Raw genomic sequence first — 21,311 nt, forward strand, 5'->3', positions numbered from 1 at the left:
GCATGAGTCGATTTTTCTGGCAGCCCATCCCAGGATCGTGAGTCTGGCAATCTTTGTAGTCAGGGTTTCCAGTCACAGGATTGTTTCAAAGGTGCGCATTATGGAGTATCCCATTGTTTTAATTGATATTAATTGTCTGCCTGGATCTTATAACCTAATATAATTGTATTTATATTAGGTCAGGACAGCACGATCGAAAGCCTGTATCATAAGGATCAGCCTCAGATCCTCGGGTTTAAACGCCCCTGAAGCCAGTAAAGCTAAAAAACGCATAAAAAACAGGCGCTCTTACGTGAATTCTGACGCATTACTCCCCTGCTCTTTTGTCAGATTTCACGTAGCGCGATCTCATTCTTTACGGACAAAAACTGAACAAAAATGACCGAAATGATCGTGGCCAATCCGCTGCTCGCGCAATTCAGCGCCTCCGACGATATTTCCGCGAAGCTGGCTTCTTTCGTCCGCGATCGTGAGGCTTTCTCTTCCAACACCTGGCGGCAGTTACTCAGCGTTATGCGGATCTGCTGGAGATGGTCTGAAGAAAACCATCGCTCTTTTCTGCCCATGGCTCCTGAAGACCTCAGGGATTATCTGCTGCATTTACAGTGTATCGGACGGGCCTCTTCCACCATTTCAACGCATGCCGCACTCATCTCGATGTTACACCGTAACGCCGGGTTGGTGCCGCCGAACGTCTCTCCCGACGTTTTCCGCGTGGTGAAGAAAATAAATCGTGCTGCGGTGATCGCGGGTGAGCGTACCGGGCAGGCCGTTCCCTTCTGCCGACAGGATCTGAAAAAACTCGATACGGCCTGGCAAGGTTCACCTCGGTTACAGCAACTGCGCGATCTTGCCTTTATGCACGTGGCTTACAGTACGCTGCTTCGTCTCAGTGAATTATCACGCTTGCGAGTACGCGATATTTCCCGCGCTGCGGACGGGCGCATGATTCTGGATGTGGCCTGGACAAAAACCATTGTGCAGTCGGGGGGGATTGTGAAGGCGTTGAGTACCCAGTCCAGCCAGCGCCTGACCGATTGGATAGTCGCAGCCGGACTGACGGGTGAACCGGATGCCATGATTTTTTGCCCTGTCCACCGTTCTAACCGTATGACAAAAAAGATTTTTTCACCGATGAGTACGCCCTGCCTTGAGGACATATTTCTCCGCGCCCGGGAAGCTGCGGGTGTGGCGGCTCTTAGCAGAACCAACAAGGGACGGTATGCCGGATGGAGTGGTCACAGTGCCCGCGTTGGGGCAGCCCAGGACATGGCAAGAAAGGGATTTTCGGTGGCGCAGATTATGCAGGAAGGCACCTGGACCCGGACGGAAACAGTGATGCGCTATATACGCATGGTTGAAGCACATAAAGGGGCGATGATCGGGTTGATGGAGGAAGACGAATGAGCCTGAACAGGGCTTTATACCCTCATGTGTTGTAGCGTGGTACTTTCGAGGATATGTTTAAAAAAACCATTATTTTAAACATATCGCTCAGACATGTTTATGCTATCGACACGTTAAGCCTATATGTCGAAAAAAACGATTTTTTTAAACATGACCACGTGACATGTTTATGGCATCGACATATTATAGCCATATGTCGATAAAAACGGTTTTTATAAACATATGCGCTGGAATCCCGCAACGCCCTACAACAACCTTCCGGTCCTGCCACCAGACCTCGAAAACATTGAGACACGTCGTGTTCTTAAGGCATGCATCAATGCACGTGCAGCGATCGCCGAGCTGAAAACTGCAGGAGAGCTGATCCCCGATCAGGGACTACTGATCAATATCCTTCCGATGATGGAAGCAAAGGATTCTTCCCGCATTGAAAACATCGTGACAACAAGCGATCAGCTTTTTCAGTATGCGGATCGTGCAGAGAACGCTGATCCGGCGACAAAAGAAGCATTACGTTATCGCACGGCTTTGTACGATGGCTTCCTCCAGCTGGAAACGCACCCACTTTGTACGAACACAGCAATAGCCATTTGCACCAAACTGCGGTCAGTCCAGACGGATATCCGTAAAACCCCCGGCACTGTATTGCGGGACCAAAACAATGATGTGGTGTATACGCCTCCGGTAGGTGAAACGCAAATTCGTGATTTACTGGCGAACTGGGAACGTTTCATACATGCTGAAGATGACATTGACCCGTTAGTAAAAATGGCCATCTCACACTATCAATTCGAATGTATTCATCCATTCCCAGACGGAAATGGGCGCACTGGCCGTATAGTGAATATTCTGTATCTGATTCAGACAGAATTGCTGTCATTACCCATTCTCTATCTTTCTCGATTTATTCTGGAAAGACGTGACGATTACTACACCCTATTACGTGGAGTGACCGCCGATGGCGACTGGGAATCGTGGATTCTCTTCATGCTGGAAGCAGTTGAGAAAACAGCCCGCTGGACAACGAAAAAAATAGCGATTGTGCGTGAGCTTATGGCTGAAGTGACTGAATATGTACGCGAGAAATTACCTAAAATATATACCCACGAACTCATTCAGGTACTCTTTGCCCAGCCATATTGCCGCATTGAAAATTTGGTTGAACACGGCATAGCAAAACGTCAAACCGCCTCAACTTACCTGAAGCATCTGGTTGAAATAGGCGTGCTGGAGGAGATAAGTTTGGGGCGAGAAAAGTTATATCTTAATACCCGGTTATTGACCGAGTTAAACCAGTAAACTGCGATAAACCCTGATCACCTGAACTCATTCGCTTATCTCATCGGTCTGCGCAATGCCGGTACGCCAGTGCCGGTGATGTAACAGATTAATGAATACAATTCATAATCCCTATCCCGATAGCGGACATTATCTCACCGCATAAACCCGTTAACATGCACCCATCTCTTTATCTTCAGATGGGTCACCATGCTTAATTTACAGGCACGAACGCAGTCGACGACGGTCAATAAAAGCGGCCTGACATTTGTTCTGATTCTCAGCGCATTAATGGCTGTCACTTCCCTGTCAACCGACATCTATCTTCCTGCCATGCCTTTAATGACAAAGGATTTGCAGGGGGATGCGGAACTCACCATCACCGGATTTTTGATCGGTTTTAGCATTGCCCAGTTGATTTGGGGACCGATTAGCGATCGCTACGGACGACGTGTGCCGCTATTCATCGGGATGTTTCTTTTCGTGATAGGTTCAGTGGGCTGTGCGTTATCAACCGATATCGTACAAATCGTCTTCTGGCGAATCTTTCAGGCGTTAGGTGCCTGCACCGGTCCGATGCTGGCACGTGCGATGATCCGCGATCTGTTTAGCCGCACGCGCGCCGCGCAAATGCTTTCGACGCTGATGATCATCATGGCGATAGCGCCGATTGCCGGGCCGCTACTTGGCGGGCAGATGATTAAGGTCACGTCGTGGCATGCCATTTTCTGGCTGCTCGCACTTATCGGCGCATTGATGTTGTTTTCGTTATTCTGGCTACCCGAAACCTTGGCAGAAGACAAACGTTCCGCGGCATCCGTATCCAGTGCCTTTGGTAACTACTACGCCCTGCTGACGAACGGCCGCTACATGCGTTTTACGCTCTGTCTGACGTTCTACTACATTGCCGCTTATGCCTTTATCACCGGCTCCCCGTTTGTTTACATCACCTGGTTTGGGGTTGATCCGCAGCATTACGGTTGGTTGTTTGCCGTCAATATCGTTGGCTTAATGGTGGTGAGCATGGTGAACCGACGCCTGGTCCACCGCTTCCCATTGGAAACGTTACTTAAGGTTGCCGTATCCGTGGCGAGCCTGGCCGCCCTGACGCTGGCTGTCGCGACCGGGTTGGGAGTGGGTGGGATGGGCATCATTGTGGCAACCGTGTTTGTCTTCTTTTCCATGAACGGCATCATCGCCGCAACCTCTACCGCCTGCGCGCTGGATGCCGTACCTAATGTTGCGGGTTCTGCCTCGGCGCTGATGGGGTCGCTTCAGTACGGCAGTGGCATCATCTCATCCCTGTTGCTGGCGCTGTTTAGCGATGGCACGCCCTGGACCATGGGCTGGATAATTGCCGTATTTACGCTGGGCAGCGCCTTAATCGTGCTGACGGTTCAGGTGAAGAAATAGCGCCGGATACTGTGCCGTCCCTGATGATACTTATGAATTTATCTCATAACCTCTATTCGTCAGGCGCAATTATCTTTAGCGCCAACCAGGTTAATCTGCCTGTTAATAGCCGTTAGAGGGATGAACAGGCATCAAGTTATCGAGAACGGGTTAAATATTCTTATCGAAGAAGATATCTAACTTGCTCATCGCCTGGTTAACGTAGCGCGGCACCCAGTACGTTTCGATATGGGTTGCGCCATCAATCAGGAATAACTCTTTATTCTGCGTACCGGTGGCCATTTTGAAGGCACTTTCGGTCATATATCGCGAGTCTGCTTTTGTCCCGGCCATCATTAACAGCGGCTGATTGATGAGATCCATATTGCTTTGCGCATCAAAACTCATCAAATCGAGCAGGCTGCTGGTGGTATAGCGGAACGTAGAGTTGGGATGAGCATGGGTTTTCCAGTAGTACTCGTAACCCTGGCGGTAGAGATCAAACGGCAGTTTCGCGATCTGTTCATCGGTCAGGTTGGCATCGCCGGAATAACTGACTTCCCCGGTTGCCGCTTCTTTTGCACGCGCTTCGCTGGCTTGTTGCAGACGCGCCTGGATAGTCGCAATTTGTGATTCCTGATAGCCGTTGCGGCGCACACGGCCAGAGTCAAACATGCTCAGCGTTGCCAGCGCTTTAAAGCGTTTATCAGTCTGAGCGGCTTTTAATGAATAACCACCGCCACCACAAATGCCCAGCAAACCAATGCGGGCGGTATCAACGCCAGGGTACTGGCTGATGTAGTCAGCCATGCCGTGAATATCTTCAATGCGGTTAGCCGGTTTATCAACACTACGTGGCATACCACCGCTGGCACCCTGATAGGCCGCATCGGCAGTGATGGTGATGTATCCGTGCTCAGCCAGGCGTTGTGCATACAACCCGGCAACCTGCTCTTTTACGCCACCATTCGGGTGAGCTACGACAATTGCCGGATACTTTTTCGCCGGATCGTAATTGGCTGGGGTGTAAACATTCGCCGCAATTTGGATGCCATGCAGATCGTATTTGACCGGATGGATATTGACCTGCCCCTGAACATTCTCGGTGATGGCTCCATCATAAACGAGGGTGAACGGATTCTTTTTGTAATCAGCGGCATGCACGGAGGCGACGCCAGCCATAGCGGTAAGCAACATTGCATTTAACAGCGTGAATTTCATGGTATCTCCCGATGGGTCAGGTTCGCGATAGCAAATAAGCAGGCTCAGATTAGGCAGGCAGGGCTGTCAGCATGGTGACGGCTGAATAACATTTTTGTCAGTAAGTCGTCAGCCTGGTGTTGGCAAGTCAGGGGCACAATGGCCCGTTACCGTTAAGTTCAGGAGGAAGCAGCGTTATGCGCCTGTTGTTAGTCGAGGATGAAGAAAAAACCTCAACCTATCTTCGTCGTGCTTTGGGCGAGTCCGGGTTCACGGTGGACGTTTCAGCGAATGGCGCTGAGGGGCTGCATTTCGCACTGGAGTTCGACTACGACGCGATCATCCTTGATGTGATGCTGCCCGGAATGGATGGCTATCGGGTACTGGAAGGGGTGCGATCCAGCAAGCAGACACCGGTGTTGATGTTATCTGCTCGCGGATCGGTGGATGAACGCGTCAAAGGACTGCGGCTGGGTGCAGATGATTATCTCCCTAAACCGTTCTCGCTTATTGAGTTGGTCGCGCGCATTCAGGCGCTGGTTCGTCGCCGTTCTGCGGATGGCACGGATATCACGCAACTGCAAATTCACGATTTACAGGTAGATCTGCTGTCCAGACGGGTATTCCGTTTGGGAACCCGACTGGACCTCACCGCGAAAGAGTTTGCCTTGCTGAGCCTGCTGGCGCGCCATCAGGGCGAAATTTTGTCGAAGATGATGATCGCGGAACAGGTATGGGATATGAATTTTGACAGCGACGCCAACGTGGTTGAGGTCGCGATTAAACGTTTACGTGCCAAAGTCGATACGCCATTTGCCGTCAGGCTACTGCATACCGTGCGGGGTATGGGATATGTGCTTGAAGTCAGGCCCGGAGATCAGCATGTTTAAGCGATCCATCTCGGTACATTTGGCACTGATGTTTGCGTTAACGGCCTTGTTAATTGTCTCGGCGATCGGCATCCTGCTGCGCAGCTCGTTACATGACTCGCTGCAAAAACAGATGCACAACGAGCTGTCATTTCGGCAATCATTAATGAGCCCGTGGATCTCCGCACGCACCTCAGCAGATGACTGGTCTACGCTGGCGAATAAATTCACCGTGTTAACCAACTCTGAGGGGGAGCGCGTCCGCTACTGGATAGTCAGTGCCGACCCGCGCTTTAGTGTCGGCGGTGCGCCACCCGTGGGTGTTCAATGGTCCTCTTTGCAGGAAGGTTTTAACAAAATGCCCGGCGCAGCAGAAGGTGTGTGTTCACTCTTCCTGTTGGTCAAAACCATCCCTGCTAATGGCGCGCGACCGGCGTTGCGCTATATCGTCGCCATCGACTCGACACCGTATATGGGTACCCTGGATGCCTTCACCCGCACGCTGCTGATTATTGCCGTGGCAGGCGTGTTAATCGTCGCATTATTAGGCTATGGCGTCTCAAAAATTGGTCTGCGTCCGGTGGGCGCACTGGGCAAACAGGCACAACTGCTCGCACCGGGCGATCATAGTCAACGACTGGATACCACTGCCTTACCCGGAGAATTACAGCAGTTGGCAGCATCATTTAACGGTGTCCTGATGCGGCAGGAGATTGCCTGGCGACAGCTCGAAAGTTTTAACGCCGATGTGGCGCATGAACTCCGCACACCGCTTACTAACCTGATTGGTCAAACGCAATTAGGGCTATCACGTCGCCGTTCCCATGAAGAACTGGAAGAGTTACTGGGTTCAAACCTGGAAGAACTTGAGCGTATGACGTCCATCGTCAATGACATGCTGTTTCTGTCCCATGCTCATGCAGGTGAACATGCCGCTCAGCTGACTCAGGTCTCCCTGCGTGAAGAGACGCTGAAAACAGCCGAATATGTCGAACCTTCATTCGCGGAAAAACAACTTTCTCTGGCGGTAGAAGGGAATGTTCTGGTCGAGATTGATCGGCGTTTATTTCACCGCTCGTTGGCTAATCTCCTCGAAAATAGTGCAAGATACGCGCCAGCCAACAGTCAGGTGACCGTTCGCTTAAGCACGATGAATAACCAGGCCTGCGTTGCAGTTTCCAATCCAGGCGATCCCATTGCGCCGGAACAGTTGCATCGGCTGTTTGAACGCTTTTACCGGGCTGACTCCTCGCGCACCCGCAGCGATACCCATCATGGCTTGGGGCTGTCGATCGTCCGTGCCGTGGCAATTATGCATCGGGGAGAAGTCTTTGCACACAGTGAGGGCGGTATGAACACCTTTGGACTGACCTTTGCCATGCAGACGGATACGGCGCGAAACGCAATTCCCTTCACCATTCCTCCAACTGACAAAATTGTCAGGGAAGCGTCAGTCTGACGACATTTGCCGCTCGTTAGAATCATGGCTGGCTATCCCCTTCATCAATGAAAAGGACGCTCAGCATGACCGGAAAAATACGTTACCTCGGGCTGTTACTGCCCCTCTTCACTTTTGCGTCCTCAGCTGAGACGCAACATCTTGCCCCCGCCGGCAGCCAAAACGCGTTATATGGCCCGGCGGAGAACTTTACCGGGCGTGTCCGGGTGGACCCGTTATTCAAACCGGATAATGACATCAATGTTTCAGCGGCGTATGTCACCTTTGAGCCCGGCGCGCGGTCAGCCTGGCATACGCATCCGGCTGGCCAGCGACTGATCGTGACCGCTGGCGTGGGACTGACGCAGCAGGAAGGCCAGCCGGTACAGACCATTCGTCCCGGTGATGTCGTGTCCTGCCCACCGGGTGTCAAACACTGGCATGGTGCCGCCCCAGGTAGTGCGATGACACATCTGGCGATAACCGGGGTGGCAAATGGAATCAACGTTAACTGGATGGAGAAAGTGACGGATGAACAATACCGCGCCCATTAAGGCATTGATGACGGCGGCCTGGCTGATGCTGGGTTGCAGTCTGACGGTCAATGCTGCGCCAGCAACGACCGGAACCGCAGAAAAACAGACTATTTCGTCAACGTTGTCACCTCGTCAGCAGGCAATTCCGTTGATTGCCGCCTATATGGCCAGCAGCCAGATGGAAAAACTGAATGGTGCGCTCAATCAGGGGCTGGACGCCGGGTTGACGGTTAATGAACTTAAAGAAATTCTGGTTCAGCTGTATGCCTACACCGGCTTTCCGCGCAGTTTAAATGCGTTAAATGCCCTGATGAAGGTGGTTGAGACGCGTCAGCAACGCGGAATCCACGATATTGCGGGTAACGAGCCTGTCAGCCCAGTCCCTGTCGGGGATGAACTGCGACAGGTTGGCACTGCCAACCAGACCAAAATCTCCGGCGCACCGGTCCAGGGCCCCTTGTTTGATTTCGCGCCAGTCATTAATCAGTACCTGCAAACCCATCTGTTTGGCGACATTTTTGCCCGTGACAACCTCGACTGGCAAAGCCGCGAGCTGGCAACGGTCGGGGCATTAGCTGCCACGCCCGGTGTTGAAGCTCAGTTGTTATCCCATATGCGCGCCAGCCAGCGCGTCGGACTGACGGCAGGACAACTGCACCAGTTAGCGCAGACCCTGCGTGAACATGGAGAAACAGGCGCGGCAATGCGCGCTGAGATGGCGTTACAACAGGCACTGGCGGATCAGTAACCCGCAGATTTCCCCATAAAAGCGCAGACATGCGCAGAGGATGTTTCGTTGAAGACACTTTTAACAATGCTGGTGATGTGTCTGATGGCTCAGTCCGCATATGCCGAGCCATTAGTTATTCAGGAACAAGGAAGCTCTGCCGCTGGTGGTACTGTTATCACTGCCCCTGGCACATTTGAGGCGAAAAAGCCGTTGAATTCCAACGGTCAAACTTATCATGGCGATCATGCGCAGGTGTTCTACCAAATCCCGGTAAATCCCCATAAATACCCGATTGTCATGTTGCACGGTGCAGGGCAGTTTTCCCGCACCTGGGAAACGACGCCGGATGGCCGCGAAGGTTTTCAGAATATTTTTCTACGCCGTGGGTTCTCAACCTATCTGGTCGATCAACCGCGCCGGGGAGGTGCTGGCCGCAGTACCGTTGCAGACGCTATCGTGCCCAAACCGGATGAACAGATGTGGTTTAATCAGTTTCGCCTCGGTGTCTGGCCCAATTATTTCCCGGGCGTTCAGTTCTCTCACGACAAAACAGCACTGAATCAGTACTTCCGCCAGATGACCCCGAACACCGGACCATTTGATGTCAATGTTATTTCTGACGCCATCTCAGCTGTGGTGGATAGATCCGGTCCGGCTATTCTTTTTACCCACTCTCAGGGCGGTGGTCCGGGCTGGTATACCGCGATGAAAAACGACAAAGTGAAAGCCATTGTGGCGTTTGAGCCGGGTAGCGGCTTCGTTTTCCCTGAGCAAGAACTACCCGCCCCAATGCCCAGCGCCTTCGATACGTTAAAAGGTGAACCCGTGCCACTGGTTCAGTTCATGGCGCTGACCAAAATTCCCGTTTTGATTATTTATGGCGATAACATACCGGAGAAACCGGTTGCCCTGCCCGCACAAGACAGTTGGCGCGTCCGCCTGGCTATGGCCAGAGTCTGGCGTGATGTGGTGAATAAGCACGGAGGGAACGTAACCGTGATTCATCTCCCGGAGGCAGGGATCACCGGCAACACCCACTTTCCCTTTTCCGATCTGAATAATGTGCTGATCGCGGATCTGGTCAGCCAATTCATCCGCGAAAAACACCTCGAGTAGTGAACGGGGTAAAAGCAGGGTTCATTCTTTATTCATGAATCCTGCTAATAAACCCTAGCTGATTGCATCCTCTAATCAGATAAATGCTGCTGCGTTATGCTTGGCACACATAACATCTACAGGACAACCTCATGCAAACAGTAAAACTAAACAACGGTGTTGAAATGCCTTTGCTGGGCTTTGGTGTATTCCAGATGACGGATGCCGCCGAGTGTGAAAAAGCCGTTATTGACGCCATCGAAACGGGGTATCGCCTGATTGATACCGCGGCATCCTACCAGAATGAAACTCAGGTCGGGAATGCGATGAAGCAGAGCGGCATTGCCCGTAACGAACTGTTCGTCACCACCAAACTGTGGTTGCAGGACACTCATTACGCAGGCGCGAAGGCTCAGTTCGAACGCTCATTGAATCGGCTGCAACTGGACTATGTTGACCTGTATCTGATCCACCAGCCTTACGGCGACGTCCACGGTGCCTGGCGCGCCATGGAAGAACTGCAACAAGCAGGGAAAATTCGTGCGATCGGCGTGAGCAACTTCCACCCGGACCGACTGGCAGATCTTATCGCGTTCAACAAGGTTGTCCCGGCCGTTAACCAGGTTGAGGTCAACCCCTTTACCCAGCAGTTGCAGGCCGCCCCCTGGATGCAAAGCCGTGGTATCCAGCCGGAGGCATGGGCACCTTTTGCCGAAGGGCGAAACGGTTTGTTCCAGCACCCGGTATTAACGGCGATCGGTCACAAATATGGCAAAAGTGTTGGTCAGGTGGTGCTGCGTTGGATCTTCCAGCGCGGCATTGTATCGCTGGCCAAGTCAGTGCGAAAAGCGCGCATGGCAGAGAATATCAATATTCTCGATTTCGCGCTCAGTGCTGAAGACATGCTGCAAATTGCCGCACTTGATACGGCAACCAGCGCATTTTTCTCGCATCGCGACCCTGCGATGGTGGAATGGCTGACGGCGCGCAAACTCGACGTTTAATCCTTAACAGCGGAGGGACAGATTGATGAAAAATCGTTATCTCGGTAAATCCGGACTCGAAGTATCAGCGCTTGGACTCGGTTGCATGGGTTTGAGCTACGGCTACGGCCCTGCTACGGATACCCGTCAGGCTGTCGAACTTATTCGTGCCGCGGTTGAACGTGGCGTCACATTCTTCGACACCGCCGAAGTGTATGGCCCGTGGCTCAATGAAGAGGTGGTGGGCGAAGCCTTAAAACCGTTGCGCGACCGCGTGGTCATCGCCACCAAATTTGGCTTTACCTTCGGCGATGACAACAAGCAGCAGATCTTGAACAGCCGTCCAGAGCATATCCGCACAGCGGTGGAAGGATCGTTACGCCGCCTCAAAACCGACGTGATCGATCTGTTGTACCAGCACCGCGTCGATCCTGATGTGCCAATTGAGGATGTCGCGGGTACGGTGAAAGACCTGATTGCAGAAGGCAAGGTTAAACACTTCGGCCTGTCCGAAGCCGGTGCACAGACCATTCGGCGTGCACATGCTGTCCAGCCGGTTACCGCTCTGCAGAGCGAATACTCGATGTGGTGGCGCGAACCCGAGCAGGAAATTATTCCCTTGCTGGAAGAACTGGGCATTGGCTTTGTGCCGTTCAGCCCGTTAGGGAAAGGCTTCCTGACCGGTGCCATCAAGACCAGTACGACTTTCGGTGAGGATGATTTTCGCAGCAAAGTCCCTCGCTTTGCCGCTGAAGCACTCGCCGCTAATGAAAAGCTTGTCGCGTTATTGGCGGAGCTGGCTGCGGCAAAAGGGGTTACCCCTGCGCAGATCGCGCTGGCGTGGCTGCTGGCACAAAAACCGTGGATTGTGCCGATTCCCGGCACAACCAAGCTGCATCGACTGGAGGAAAATCTGGCGGCTGTGGACGTTGTCCTTGCACCGGATGATTTACGCCAAATCTCCCAGGCGCTTGCCGCGGTGAAAATCGTCGGCGAGCGTTATCCGGCCTCATTACAGGCCCGGGTCGGTCGTTAAAGCGAAAACTGGCCTGCCGCAAGTGCAGGCCAGTTATTGCCGCTATTACCAGGTTATCGCAATTGGGCAGGCGAGTTGCCAAAGCGGTAGCGGAATCGCTCAGTAAAACGCGATACCGATTTGTAGCCGCAGGCATCTGCAACCTGGGCAAGATTCCAGTGGGTCGTTTGGATCAGCATCAGGGCATGATGCATACGAATATCCAGCAACAGCTGTTCAAATCTGACGCCTTCCTGTCGCAGCCGTCGGCGTAGCGTAGATTCACTCATCGCCAGTGCGTCGCCCGCAACTTTTGCCGTCCATCCTTTATCCGGCGCTTCGCGTAACAGCTTGCTCAGTCGCGGAAAAATGCCCTGCTGTTGCGGTAATAGAAAGCGGATATTTTGTTCGGCCAGTACCAGCAGCAGATCAAAGATACGCAGTCGCACCCGATCATCGCTTATTTGCGGGTTTTCCAGCATCGCCAATAAATTACGTATTGACTCTTGTTGGTGACTCAATAATTCCACGGTGGTGATCTGCGCATTTTTCCTGGTACCGACGAGATATTGTGGGAACTGTTGATAAAAAGCGTCAAGCACATCGGCATTGAGCGAAATAAACAGGGAGCGGAACGCAGCCGCCTCCGTTGCCGGATACTTGATATAGTCGGCATCGACGCCCTGATCGATTACACCTAACAGGGTTGGCGAGTTCAGTTGATAAGGTTTAGCGCCGTGGGAGAATTCAATCCTCCCGGATAATACTAACAACAGCGCCGGTTCATAAAAGAAAAATGAACTCGCCTTCTGCTGAATTTTCAGTTCCGGCCAGGCGACGGAAATTAAATTAGCGCGGCTAAGACTGTTGCGGGAAAAACCAGACCATAGCAACGGTTTATCTTTAACGAGCAAGGCTGTGTCACTGGTCATGGTTTTTCCTGATCAATTAACGTTAAATCTTCACGTCCGGGTTCAGGCTGTAAAGCCCGGTCAGCGTCGCTTCAGCCAGAACATTACCGTTATCCAAAGCACGACGGATGTTGGCACCGGTTGGCTCGCCTTCGAATGTCAGGGTTGGCGATGACAGCGCATATAAAGTGAAAACATAATGATGCACGATTTCATCGTTCCATGGTGGGCAGGGGCCATCATAACCATAATACGTGCCACCCATGGCATCATCACCTGCAAACCAAGCGGTATAATCATTGATGCCATGTTTCAGCCCACCAGGCGCGTCAGGGCCGGGTTTCCCTTTCGCCGTGATGCCGTTTGACTGCGAACCTTCTGCAATCTCTGTTTGGGTAGCGGGAATGTTAAACAGCGACCAGTGATAAAAATCGGTGCGTGGCAGAGAAGCCGGCACGACTTTACCTTCCTGATTGACGTTTTCGCCGCTGGTCGGCACATCATAATCATGGCAAATCAGTACCAGTGACTGCGTTCCGGCAGGCAGATCTGACCAGCCGAAATGCGGGTTCTGGTTATCAGACAGACGCACGTGGCTCTGCGCATCATAAACCGCGAAACTGTTTTTACCGGGGATCACATCCCCGTCATTAAAGCTGTGGCTGAATAATTTCATTTCTGCTCCTTGTGCGATTCGGATGGAACGATAATCAACGTCAACCTGATTATAAAAAGCTTCGCAACTTCAGGGCGATCTAATCCAGTCAAATTTATCACCGAAGCTGTCATTCTGGACAGGATTAGTTATTCAGTGTCCATAAGCAAGTTTTGCTGACTCTGCCCGGCTCTACAGACTGGTCCGGACGGAAGGAAGGGTAATCTTTCCAAGATATGCGGTGATGACCCAGCCAGGTTTTTCAGTGCTTCAGCAGGACCAGCTAAATGATCCCATGTAAGGAGGAGATGTTAGTGCTGACACGTTCAACCGACATCTATCGATTGTTTACGTCACAGACCTGATGAAAACATCAGTTCAGATAGTGCAGAATGACGCCATTCTTAAAGGATGGGCCCCATTCAAATCCGCTGCTATTGCAATTATTCTTATGAATTTACATCTAAGCCATTTAAAAGGTCTTTGGCTGTTTGTCTAACCAAACGTAAAGAGTAAGATTTGTCAATCAGCATTGATTCTGCAGCCTTTAGATATTTGATTTCATTATTAATGATATCCTCCAAAGAGCGGCGGAGTTGCTTACGGATTGATGAACCATAATGCATTTCTGCTTTAGCAAAGGCTTCCTGAGGGATACCTCCCCATGCGTCACTCATAGCAAGTAGGTCATAAATATCTTTAAATGGAGGGGACAAGCATCTGTCGGCGTTAGCCAATAACTTGGTATAAAAACAACTTGTTCTGTCAATATAAGGTAATGGAAATAATTTCCCTTCGTCTTTTACTAGCTGGTAATTTTCAAAGCTAACAAATTCAATCTTAATCTTGGTATCGTTGATATCAATAAATGTTCTGGTGCCATAGCGGTCAAATGCAATGTCACGGACGTAATTGAAATCTTCCTTTACAAGCTCCCCCAATGAATGGGATGTAACCTGTTCTCTTACAGAACGATAAGAAGCTTGATCAGGACATAAAAAATCCACATCTATCGATTCTCTGTATTCAGAGATTTCAAGCGCTATACGAGTTCCACCACCAAAGAGAATTGTATTTTTATAAAAAAAATCGGCATTGAAGTTCTCCAATACCGATCTTATTAATTGATGATGTGCAACTTTATATTTGATCACAACATAAACCTTATGCAGCCATAAACACGCCGTTACCGTAATGTTTAATGAGTTCTTTCAATAAATTACGCTCATTTGGCTTCATGTATTGTTCATCCACATAGCGCCAGCGCTGCTCGTAAATCTGAAACGCCTGTTCTGCGGAGACGGTTTGGTTGTGAAAATCCCACATGATTTTATCCAATTCTGGATAGTTAAGTCTGTTGATTTCACCCATACATCCTCCAAATACATCATAACCATCTAATCAGTATAGCAAATATATCTACTTTATGTATGCACCAGTGCCGTAAACGAACTGTCCTGTAGATGACCAATCCTGACATGAGCAAATATTGTACTATTGCCACGACCTGCCGGACAAGCACCATATATCTATTGACCACACACAATGATTTAGTCTTAGGTTATCCAGCTGTAGCCGGAAACACCCTGGCGCTAAGGAAGTCCACGAAAGCCCGAACTTTCGGCGAGGGATGTTTGCTGGCAGGCCAGAGCACATGAAATACCCCCGTGCGTTCCGCATATTCGCTCAGAACGGCACACAGTCGTCCCTCTGCCAGAGGCTCCCTGATCGCGAATTCAGGCAGGTAAGCAATGCCCAGACCCTGCAAGGCAAAGCAAACGCGCGTCTCGATGTTGTTGCAGATCATTGAGGTTGGCACCATCAGCCGCGGTTCATCGGCATCGTGGCGCAATACCCAAGGTTCCAGTTTGCCGCTGTTAGGGAAGCGATAGTGCAGACAAGTGTGATCCAGAAGATCAGCGGGCTTGTGCGGCGTACCACGCTGCGCCAGGTAGTCGGGCGAGGCCACCAGCAGCGAGCGGAAAGTACCGAGCCGACGGGCAGACAGGCGGGAGTCAGCGGGATCGCCGGTTCTGACCACCGCATCGAACCCCTCTTCGATCACATCGACCAACCGATCGGTGAAATCCAGATCCAACTCAATTTTCGGGTATGCACGCATAAATGCGGCGAGTACCGGCAGCATCAGCGGGCTGACCAGAGGCAAACTGACGCGCAGGCGGCCACTCGGCTCAGAGGTGGCCTGCGAGAGTTCCAGCTGCGCAGCTTCGATTTCCGCGAGGATGCGTCGGCTGCGCTCCAGAAACAGTGAGCCTTCGGCCGTTAACGTGACACTGCGTGTACTGCGGTGGAACAGGCGTACACCGAGTTTTTCTTCCAGTCGCACCACACTTTTGCCGATGGCGGAGGCCGATACGCCCAGCAGCCGACCTGCGGCGACGAAGCTGCGCGTTTCCGCCACCTGAACAAACACCACGAAGCCATTGAGACTATCCATCGGACACCCTGATTGCGGACATAAACTTCCGGTCAAAATGAAACTGTACCCTACTTTCTCTTCAATCGCTGGCTTTTTACCATGCTGGGCATGTTCATTGATGAAAGGAATAACCGGTGACAACTTCCACAATCTCCCTGCGTAATGGCGTTTTGCCCGCCAATCTGTCCGCCTGCATCCAGGCTGTTGTACAACAGGCACTGGACCAACAAAGACTGGTTGGCGCGGTGATCCTCGTGGCCCGCGATGGCGAGTTGATCCATCAACAGGCCGCAGGCTGGGCCGATCGTGAAAGCCAGCGGGCGATGACCGTAGATACGGTGTTTCGCCTGGCTTCTGTCAGCAAACCCATCACCTCCACCGCTGCACTGGTGCTGGTTGCTCAAGGTAAGCTCAACCTTGACGACAGCATTGAGCGTTGGCTGCCTGAATTCAGCCCTAAGCTTGCCGATGGACGTTCTGCCCGCATCACGGTACGCCAATTGCTCAGCCATACGGCCGGGTTAGGTTACCGTTTCTTCGAACCTGATGAGGATGGGCCTTATGCGCGAGCGGGCGTATCAGATGGTATGGATGCGTCCGGTATCAGCCTGGAAGAAAACCTGGGACGGATTGGCAGTGTTCCGTTGCTGTATGAGCCGGGTACGGCCTGGGGTTACTCACTGGCTACCGATGTAGTAGGTGCGCTGATCGAACGAGTGCAAGGCGTGCCACTCAGTGTGGCTGTAAACCAGTTGGTGACTCATCCGCTGGGCCTGAAGGATACCGACTTCTTCGCCAGACAAACGCCAGCTGTGGCCACGGCCTATGTCAATGGCGCACCACAGCCACATCGACTTGAAGAAGGTGAAGTGGTGCCCGCTTTCGAGGGCACGGTCGGTATCTGTTACAGCCCTTCCCGCATCTTTGATCAGCAGGCATTTCCCTCCGGTGGCGCGGGCATGGCAGCTACGGCTGGCGATGTTCTCCGTCTGCTCGAAACCTTGCGTCAGGGCGGCGGTTCACTGTTACCCGGCGAACTGGTCGAAGAAATGGCGCGGGACCAGACACCAGGCTATGAATTGCCGTCTGCGCCGGGATTCGGGTTCGGTTTAGGTTTCTCGGTCTTGCGCGACCGGCAGCTGGCGATGTCGCCCGAATCCGAGGGCACCTGGCGCTGGGGCGGTGCTTACGGACACTCATGGTTTGTGGATCGGGCACAGGGACTCAGCGTGGTGGCTTTCACCAACACCTTGTACGAAGGCATGTCTGGTCGCTTCGTCACTGACCTGCGCGATGCAGTTTATAGCGCACTGGAGGAAAAGTGATGACCAATACCTCTGCGCGCATGTCCGCCATCGCGTTTCGCCGTGGATCCCGGCTTACCGATGCCGATTGCCTGACGGACATCGATACCGCGCGGCCGGAGCCGGGCGCACATGACCTGCGCGTGGCGGTGCGCGCTGTCTCGGTCAATCCGGTGGACACCAAAATCAGGGCGGGTCTGGTGGCAGCACCCGATAATGTTCGCTCGCTGGGCTGGGATGCGGCCGGGATTGTTGAGGCTGTCGGCGATGCGGTAACGCTGTTCCGGCCCGGAGATACTGTCTGGTACGCGGGTTCCTTCGACCGCAGCGGCAGCAACGCCGAGTACCACCTGGTCGACGAGCGCATCGCCGGTCACATGCCGGAGAGTTTGAGTTTTGCCGAGGCAGCGGCACTGCCACTCACCGCTCTGACGGCCTGGCAATTGCTGTTCAACCGGTTAGGTGTCGCGCCTGAGCGGTCGACCGCTCAAGGCAGCCTGCTGGTGTTGGGAGGCGCTGGCGGCGTTGGCTCGATGCTGATCCAACTCGCCCGGCAGCTAACCGGCCTGATGGTGATCGCGACTGCCTCGCGCGAGGAAAGCCGTGACTGGTGTCTCTCCCGGGGCGCTCATCATGTTATTGACCATCGGCAACCGTTAGCGGTGCAAATCGGCGCGCGCGCTGTGCCCCCGATTACCCATATTGCGGCCCTGTCGCACACCGCAGATCACCTGCATGAACTGGCCGAGCTGATCGAACCCCAAGGGCGGTTGGCGATCATTGATGATCACGACACATTGGATGCCGTGCCGTTCAAGGCCAAGAGTGTGTCATTGCATTGGGAGATGGTCTTCACGCGCCCACTGTATCGCACGCCCGATATGATCGCCCAACACCACATCCTCAATGAAGTGGCGACGCTGGTGGACACCGGTGTGCTGCACTCGACCGTCAGCCGTGTGCGGTATCCACTCGATGCGGCACAGGTGCTGGAGGCCCATCGGCTGGTTGAAGGTGGCGGCATCACCGGCAAGGTGGTAGTGGCGCGATGCCGTGAAGATACGGAACGACGCGCACGAGGAGATGAGCAATGAACCGTTTGCCACTGACCTCGTTACTGGCACTGGCGCTGGCCGCTTTCATCACCATCTTGACGGAAGCGCTGCCAGCCGGACTGCTCCCACAGATGGCACATGGCCTGGCGGTGTCCGAAGCGTTAATCGGCCAGACCGTCACTGTCTACGCCATCGGTTCGCTGCTGGCCGCTATTCCGCTGACGGCCTGCACGCAAGGTATGCGCCGTCGCCCCTTATTGTTACTGGCGATCGCAGGTTTTGTCGTTGCCAACTCCATCACGACAATCTCGGACAACTATGCCCTGACGATGGTGGCGCGCTTCCTGGCGGGCGTAGCGGCTGGTTTGCTCTGGGCGTTGCTGGCGGGCTATGCCGCGCGCATGGTGCCCGAGCACCAGCAAGGCCGGGCGATTGCCATTGCGATGGTCGGCACGCCATTGGCGCTGACGCTTGGCGTACCGGCTGGCACTTGGCTGGGGAATCATCTGGGCTGGCGCACCTGCTTCGGTCTTATCAGCGGACTGGCGCTTTTGCTCATGCTGTGGGTGCGCGTCAAAGTGCCGGATTTCGCCGGGCAGGTGGCGGGCGAGCGACTGCCGCTGCGCCATGTGTTCACGTTGCCGGGTGTGCGATCGGTGTTGTTAGTGGTGCTGGCCTTCGTGCTTGCTCACAATATCCTTTATACCTACATCGCGCCTTACCTGACGAAGGCAGGCATGGCTGCACGCACAGATTTGGTGCTGCTGGTATTCGGTGTGGCATCGCTACCCGGGATCTGGATCGTCGGCGTTTTGATTGATCGCCATCTGCGCGTATTGACGCTGGTCAGCACGGTATTGTTCGGCCTGTCCGCATTGGTACTGGGTATCGCGGGAGATAAACCGGCGATCGTATACATCGCGGTAACCGCATGGGGGCTCGCTTTTGGTGGTGCTGCAACCCTGTTTCAAACGGCACTGGCGAAAACAGCGGGAGAGGCGGCCGATGTTGCGCAGTCGATGCTGGTGACCGCCTGGAACACGGCAATAGCCGGTGGCGGTATCGTTGGTGGTGTGCTGCTTGAGCACCTGGGGTCCAGTGCGTTTGTACCGACCATGTTGGTGTTGCTGTCAGTGACGCTGGTGGTGGTATGGCTGGCGAAACGCCATGGTTTTCCCGCTGACACCCGCTGCCGATTTATTAAACAAGTTTTTAATAACAAGCGTGTTAATTAAACAGGGTCTGGATAAGCAGATGACGGGTTGGCTCTATACCTGACCCGTCAAATACTCACTTACTCATATACTCATTTTTACCTCTGTTCCACTGGCTGTTTAGCCGTCATGGTGTCCCTCAGCCCTTCCTGTTGCTTATTTGCCGACAGCAAAAATACCGAGGCGAGCGCATTGTCGGGAGACGCATCCGCTTGCCAGGCGCAGCGATTCAACAGTGTTTCGAGCGGCTGGAGGTTGCCAGTGAGTTTCGCCATCAGGGGAGCAATTTGCACTCCGTCATCACTGAAAGCGACATCAAGTGAAGATCGTGAAAGATAGATCCCATTGACGTTTGAATTCATTATCACCGCATGACGACCCGACCATTCCTTATCGTTAAGCACCCGATATCCCCATTGCATTTCCTTCGCGGTTTCGATGGCATAAGTCAGTCGGAATAGATCGTTTTGTTTCGACAGGTCACCTGAGCAGGAACGCCAGAGATAATCGAGTTTATGCCGCAATCTTGCTCTGGTGCCTAACATCCGCCCCTGCTTCAGCAACCACTGTATATCTGTGGCAACTTCGCGTGGAAAACGGTGCTGTTTAAGAGCCGTTGCCAGCCAGCGGGTGAGAAAAATATTTTCCTGGGATTCTGAATTGACCAGACCATCATGTCTGGCGAGTTGGAGCGCAATCAAGGCACACCACGCAAGATGTCCCGACTTCTCCGTCATTGTTTCAGTTATCACAAAAACATCATCCTGTAGTCGAAAGGCATTCCTTCATCATCCAGTAAAATACATTGGCCGCATATTGTAAATATACTGTTAAGTGAAATGCGATAAAGGCCACGGACAGCGGAGAACAGGGTAAAGAAGATTCAGCCAGATGATAAGCAAAGATCCCATCGATCATATTATGTATCTATACCGATCTATTGTTTTAAAAGATCCACTTCCTGATACGTACCGGGATTAGGTAGATGTCGTGTTGATGTTCAGACAGCGGCTATAAAAAGAGAGGGTTATTGAAGTCGGTAACGGTAACTATTAAAAACTAACTGAGTAAAGGAAGTGCAATTTAAGAGTTTTTCCTGCGTTATAATCCGTTTTTACTTCTTTACATCCTTGCCAGTGTATATACATACTCGATTTCATGTAGTATTGTTACGTCATCATAAAGCAGTCCATTAACAGCATATACCCAAATTTTTGGAGATCTCCATGAGTGAGTCACTTAAGGCGTTAAATAATATTCGTACACTTCGTGCGCAGGCTCGTGATTTGGCCCTGGCTGACCTCGAAGAGATGCTTGAAAAATTCAGCGTTGTTGTGGCTGAACGTCGCGAAGATAGCCACGCAGAAGAAGCTGCTGTGCGTGAAAAAGCGGAGAAGCTGGCTAAATATCGCGAATTGCTTCTGGAAGATGGTATCGACCCAACTGAATTGCTGGAATCTTTGCAGGGAGCAGGTAAACCACGTGCCAAACGTGCGCCGCGCCCGGCCAAGTATAAGTACACCGATGAAAATGGTCAGGAAAAGAACTGGACCGGTCAGGGTCGCACCCCCGCTCCGATTAAAGCGGCGATCGACAGCGGTAAATCGCTGGATGACTTCCTGATTTAATCAAGTTTAGTTTTAACCTGTCAGTTGAGAGAATGCAGATATTCTCTCAACTGAATATGGCTCAGTACGTGTGAGTATCACTTCTCTCCTTCTCCGTTATATAAGACTTAAGTCCAGTCAGCATTGTCTCAGTACCCTGCAAGTGCGTTCGTTGCGTCTTT

General features: G+C 52.4%; 21 protein-coding genes. 14 read left to right on the forward strand and 7 right to left on the reverse strand.

Annotation, left to right across the window (positions count from 1 at the left end):
• The first annotated feature begins 378 nt into the window (after window positions 1–378).
• From PAT9B_RS26190 to PAT9B_RS26200, 3 genes are all read left to right on the forward strand, one after another.
• Window positions 379–1,407, forward strand: a complete 1,029-nt coding sequence (locus tag PAT9B_RS26190; RefSeq protein ID WP_013512301.1) for a tyrosine-type recombinase/integrase — start codon at window positions 379–381, stop codon at window positions 1,405–1,407.
• 222 nt (window positions 1,408–1,629) lie between these two features.
• A complete protein-coding gene (fic, locus tag PAT9B_RS26195) occupies window positions 1,630–2,706 on the forward strand; it encodes a protein adenylyltransferase Fic (protein ID WP_013512302.1) in 1,077 nt (358 codons plus the stop codon).
• Between the two features lie 189 nt (window positions 2,707–2,895).
• A complete protein-coding gene (locus PAT9B_RS26200) occupies window positions 2,896–4,098 on the forward strand; it encodes a multidrug effflux MFS transporter (protein WP_013512303.1) in 1,203 nt (400 codons plus the stop codon).
• Window positions 4,099–4,248: 150 nt separating this feature from the next.
• Here the strand turns inward: PAT9B_RS26200 and PAT9B_RS26205 are convergent, their stop codons facing one another.
• Window positions 4,249–5,298, reverse strand: coding sequence for an alpha/beta hydrolase (locus PAT9B_RS26205; protein ID WP_013512304.1), 1,050 nt, complete (start codon window positions 5,296–5,298; stop codon window positions 4,249–4,251).
• A 176-nt stretch (window positions 5,299–5,474) separates the two neighbouring features.
• Between PAT9B_RS26205 and PAT9B_RS26210 the strand changes: the two genes are divergently transcribed.
• The 7 genes from PAT9B_RS26210 to PAT9B_RS26240 all read left to right on the forward strand — a co-directional run bounded on the left by PAT9B_RS26210 (window position 5,475) and on the right by PAT9B_RS26240 (window position 11,964).
• On the forward strand, window positions 5,475–6,167 hold the full coding sequence (locus PAT9B_RS26210; protein ID WP_013512305.1) for a heavy metal response regulator transcription factor: 693 nt from the start codon (window positions 5,475–5,477) through the stop codon (window positions 6,165–6,167).
• The gene (locus PAT9B_RS26215) at window positions 6,160–7,605 is read left to right on the forward strand and encodes a heavy metal sensor histidine kinase (RefSeq protein WP_013512306.1); all 1,446 of its coding nucleotides are present in this window, start codon (window positions 6,160–6,162) and stop codon (window positions 7,603–7,605) included. The genes PAT9B_RS26210 and PAT9B_RS26215 overlap by 8 nt, the downstream gene beginning before the upstream one ends.
• A gap of 65 nt (window positions 7,606–7,670) precedes the next feature.
• Entirely contained in the window at window positions 7,671–8,138 is a 468-nt protein-coding gene (locus tag PAT9B_RS26220) for a cupin domain-containing protein (protein WP_013512307.1), read from the forward strand.
• Window positions 8,116–8,868, forward strand: coding sequence for a carboxymuconolactone decarboxylase family protein (locus tag PAT9B_RS26225; RefSeq protein ID WP_013512308.1), 753 nt, complete (start codon window positions 8,116–8,118; stop codon window positions 8,866–8,868). Before PAT9B_RS26220 ends, PAT9B_RS26225 begins: the two co-directional genes overlap by 23 nt.
• 48 nt (window positions 8,869–8,916) lie before the next feature.
• Complete coding sequence (locus PAT9B_RS26230; protein ID WP_013512309.1) at window positions 8,917–9,966, forward strand: alpha/beta fold hydrolase; 1,050 nt, start codon at window positions 8,917–8,919, stop codon at window positions 9,964–9,966.
• Window positions 9,967–10,097: 131 nt separating this feature from the next.
• A complete protein-coding gene (locus PAT9B_RS26235) occupies window positions 10,098–10,949 on the forward strand; it encodes an aldo/keto reductase (protein ID WP_013512310.1) in 852 nt (283 codons plus the stop codon).
• 25 nt (window positions 10,950–10,974) lie between these two features.
• A complete protein-coding gene (locus PAT9B_RS26240; protein ID WP_013512311.1) occupies window positions 10,975–11,964 on the forward strand; it encodes an aldo/keto reductase in 990 nt (329 codons plus the stop codon).
• Between the two features lie 53 nt (window positions 11,965–12,017).
• On the opposite strand, the gene PAT9B_RS26245 is transcribed toward PAT9B_RS26240, so the two are convergent.
• The 5 genes from PAT9B_RS26245 to PAT9B_RS26265 all read right to left on the reverse strand — a co-directional run bounded on the left by PAT9B_RS26245 (window position 12,018) and on the right by PAT9B_RS26265 (window position 15,967).
• Window positions 12,018–12,875 (reverse strand): helix-turn-helix transcriptional regulator, encoded by an 858-nt coding sequence (locus tag PAT9B_RS26245; protein ID WP_013512312.1) that lies wholly within the window; start codon window positions 12,873–12,875, stop codon window positions 12,018–12,020.
• A gap of 22 nt (window positions 12,876–12,897) precedes the next feature.
• A complete protein-coding gene (locus PAT9B_RS26250; protein ID WP_013512313.1) occupies window positions 12,898–13,530 on the reverse strand; it encodes a YbhB/YbcL family Raf kinase inhibitor-like protein in 633 nt (210 codons plus the stop codon).
• A gap of 428 nt (window positions 13,531–13,958) precedes the next feature.
• Window positions 13,959–14,663 (reverse strand): nucleotidyl transferase AbiEii/AbiGii toxin family protein, encoded by a 705-nt coding sequence (locus PAT9B_RS26255; RefSeq protein WP_013512314.1) that lies wholly within the window; start codon window positions 14,661–14,663, stop codon window positions 13,959–13,961.
• Window positions 14,664–14,673: 10 nt separating this feature from the next.
• The gene (locus PAT9B_RS26260) at window positions 14,674–14,880 is read right to left on the reverse strand and encodes a hypothetical protein (protein ID WP_013512315.1); all 207 of its coding nucleotides are present in this window, start codon (window positions 14,878–14,880) and stop codon (window positions 14,674–14,676) included.
• A gap of 190 nt (window positions 14,881–15,070) precedes the next feature.
• Entirely contained in the window at window positions 15,071–15,967 is an 897-nt protein-coding gene (locus PAT9B_RS26265) for a LysR family transcriptional regulator (RefSeq protein WP_013512316.1), read from the reverse strand.
• Window positions 15,968–16,083: 116 nt separating this feature from the next.
• Here PAT9B_RS26265 and PAT9B_RS26270 point away from each other — a divergent pair, with 116 nt between their 5' ends.
• The 3 genes from PAT9B_RS26270 to PAT9B_RS26280 are packed head-to-tail and all read left to right on the forward strand — an operon-like array spanning window position 16,084 to window position 19,543.
• Window positions 16,084–17,274 carry a serine hydrolase gene (locus PAT9B_RS26270; protein ID WP_013512317.1) on the forward strand — a complete coding sequence of 397 codons (1,191 nt, stop codon included), beginning with the start codon at window positions 16,084–16,086 and terminating at the stop codon, window positions 17,272–17,274.
• 20 nt (window positions 17,275–17,294) lie between these two features.
• Complete coding sequence (locus PAT9B_RS26275) at window positions 17,295–18,347, forward strand: zinc-binding alcohol dehydrogenase family protein (protein ID WP_041526266.1); 1,053 nt, start codon at window positions 17,295–17,297, stop codon at window positions 18,345–18,347.
• Entirely contained in the window at window positions 18,344–19,543 is a 1,200-nt protein-coding gene (locus PAT9B_RS26280) for an MFS transporter (RefSeq protein WP_013512319.1), read from the forward strand. Before PAT9B_RS26275 ends, PAT9B_RS26280 begins: the two co-directional genes overlap by 4 nt.
• Before the next feature lie 77 nt (window positions 19,544–19,620).
• Here PAT9B_RS26280 and PAT9B_RS26285 read toward each other — a convergent pair whose 3' ends face one another.
• A complete protein-coding gene (locus tag PAT9B_RS26285; protein ID WP_041526237.1) occupies window positions 19,621–20,259 on the reverse strand; it encodes a DUF2913 family protein in 639 nt (212 codons plus the stop codon).
• A gap of 489 nt (window positions 20,260–20,748) precedes the next feature.
• Between PAT9B_RS26285 and PAT9B_RS26290 the strand changes: the two genes are divergently transcribed.
• Entirely contained in the window at window positions 20,749–21,150 is a 402-nt protein-coding gene (locus PAT9B_RS26290; RefSeq protein WP_013512321.1) for an H-NS family nucleoid-associated regulatory protein, read from the forward strand.
• Window positions 21,151–21,311 lie beyond the last annotated feature (161 nt).

The organism is Pantoea sp. At-9b, assembly GCF_000175935.2.
Classification (GTDB): domain Bacteria; phylum Pseudomonadota; class Gammaproteobacteria; order Enterobacterales; family Enterobacteriaceae; genus Pantoea.

Bases quoted from the DNA above. Each gene is read 5' to 3' on its own strand.
- PAT9B_RS26190 (WP_013512301.1), top strand. From the start codon at position 379: ATGACCGAAATGATCGTGGCCAATCCGCTGCTCGCGCAATTCAGCGCC.
- fic (WP_013512302.1), top strand. From the start codon at position 1,630: ATGCGCTGGAATCCCGCAACGCCCTACAACAACCTTCCGGTCCTGCCA.
- PAT9B_RS26200 (WP_013512303.1), top strand. From the start codon at position 2,896: ATGCTTAATTTACAGGCACGAACGCAGTCGACGACGGTCAATAAAAGC.
- PAT9B_RS26205 (WP_013512304.1), bottom strand. From the start codon at position 5,298: ATGAAATTCACGCTGTTAAATGCAATGTTGCTTACCGCTATGGCTGGC.
- PAT9B_RS26210 (WP_013512305.1), top strand. From the start codon at position 5,475: ATGCGCCTGTTGTTAGTCGAGGATGAAGAAAAAACCTCAACCTATCTT.
- PAT9B_RS26215 (WP_013512306.1), top strand. From the start codon at position 6,160: ATGTTTAAGCGATCCATCTCGGTACATTTGGCACTGATGTTTGCGTTA.
- PAT9B_RS26220 (WP_013512307.1), top strand. From the start codon at position 7,671: ATGACCGGAAAAATACGTTACCTCGGGCTGTTACTGCCCCTCTTCACT.
- PAT9B_RS26225 (WP_013512308.1), top strand. From the start codon at position 8,116: ATGAACAATACCGCGCCCATTAAGGCATTGATGACGGCGGCCTGGCTG.
- PAT9B_RS26235 (WP_013512310.1), top strand. From the start codon at position 10,098: ATGCAAACAGTAAAACTAAACAACGGTGTTGAAATGCCTTTGCTGGGC.
- PAT9B_RS26240 (WP_013512311.1), top strand. From the start codon at position 10,975: ATGAAAAATCGTTATCTCGGTAAATCCGGACTCGAAGTATCAGCGCTT.
- PAT9B_RS26245 (WP_013512312.1), bottom strand. From the start codon at position 12,875: ATGACCAGTGACACAGCCTTGCTCGTTAAAGATAAACCGTTGCTATGG.
- PAT9B_RS26250 (WP_013512313.1), bottom strand. From the start codon at position 13,530: ATGAAATTATTCAGCCACAGCTTTAATGACGGGGATGTGATCCCCGGT.
- PAT9B_RS26260 (WP_013512315.1), bottom strand. From the start codon at position 14,880: ATGGGTGAAATCAACAGACTTAACTATCCAGAATTGGATAAAATCATG.
- PAT9B_RS26265 (WP_013512316.1), bottom strand. From the start codon at position 15,967: ATGGATAGTCTCAATGGCTTCGTGGTGTTTGTTCAGGTGGCGGAAACG.
- PAT9B_RS26275 (WP_041526266.1), top strand. From the start codon at position 17,295: ATGTCCGCCATCGCGTTTCGCCGTGGATCCCGGCTTACCGATGCCGAT.
- PAT9B_RS26280 (WP_013512319.1), top strand. From the start codon at position 18,344: ATGAACCGTTTGCCACTGACCTCGTTACTGGCACTGGCGCTGGCCGCT.
- PAT9B_RS26285 (WP_041526237.1), bottom strand. From the start codon at position 20,259: ATGACGGAGAAGTCGGGACATCTTGCGTGGTGTGCCTTGATTGCGCTC.
- PAT9B_RS26290 (WP_013512321.1), top strand. From the start codon at position 20,749: ATGAGTGAGTCACTTAAGGCGTTAAATAATATTCGTACACTTCGTGCG.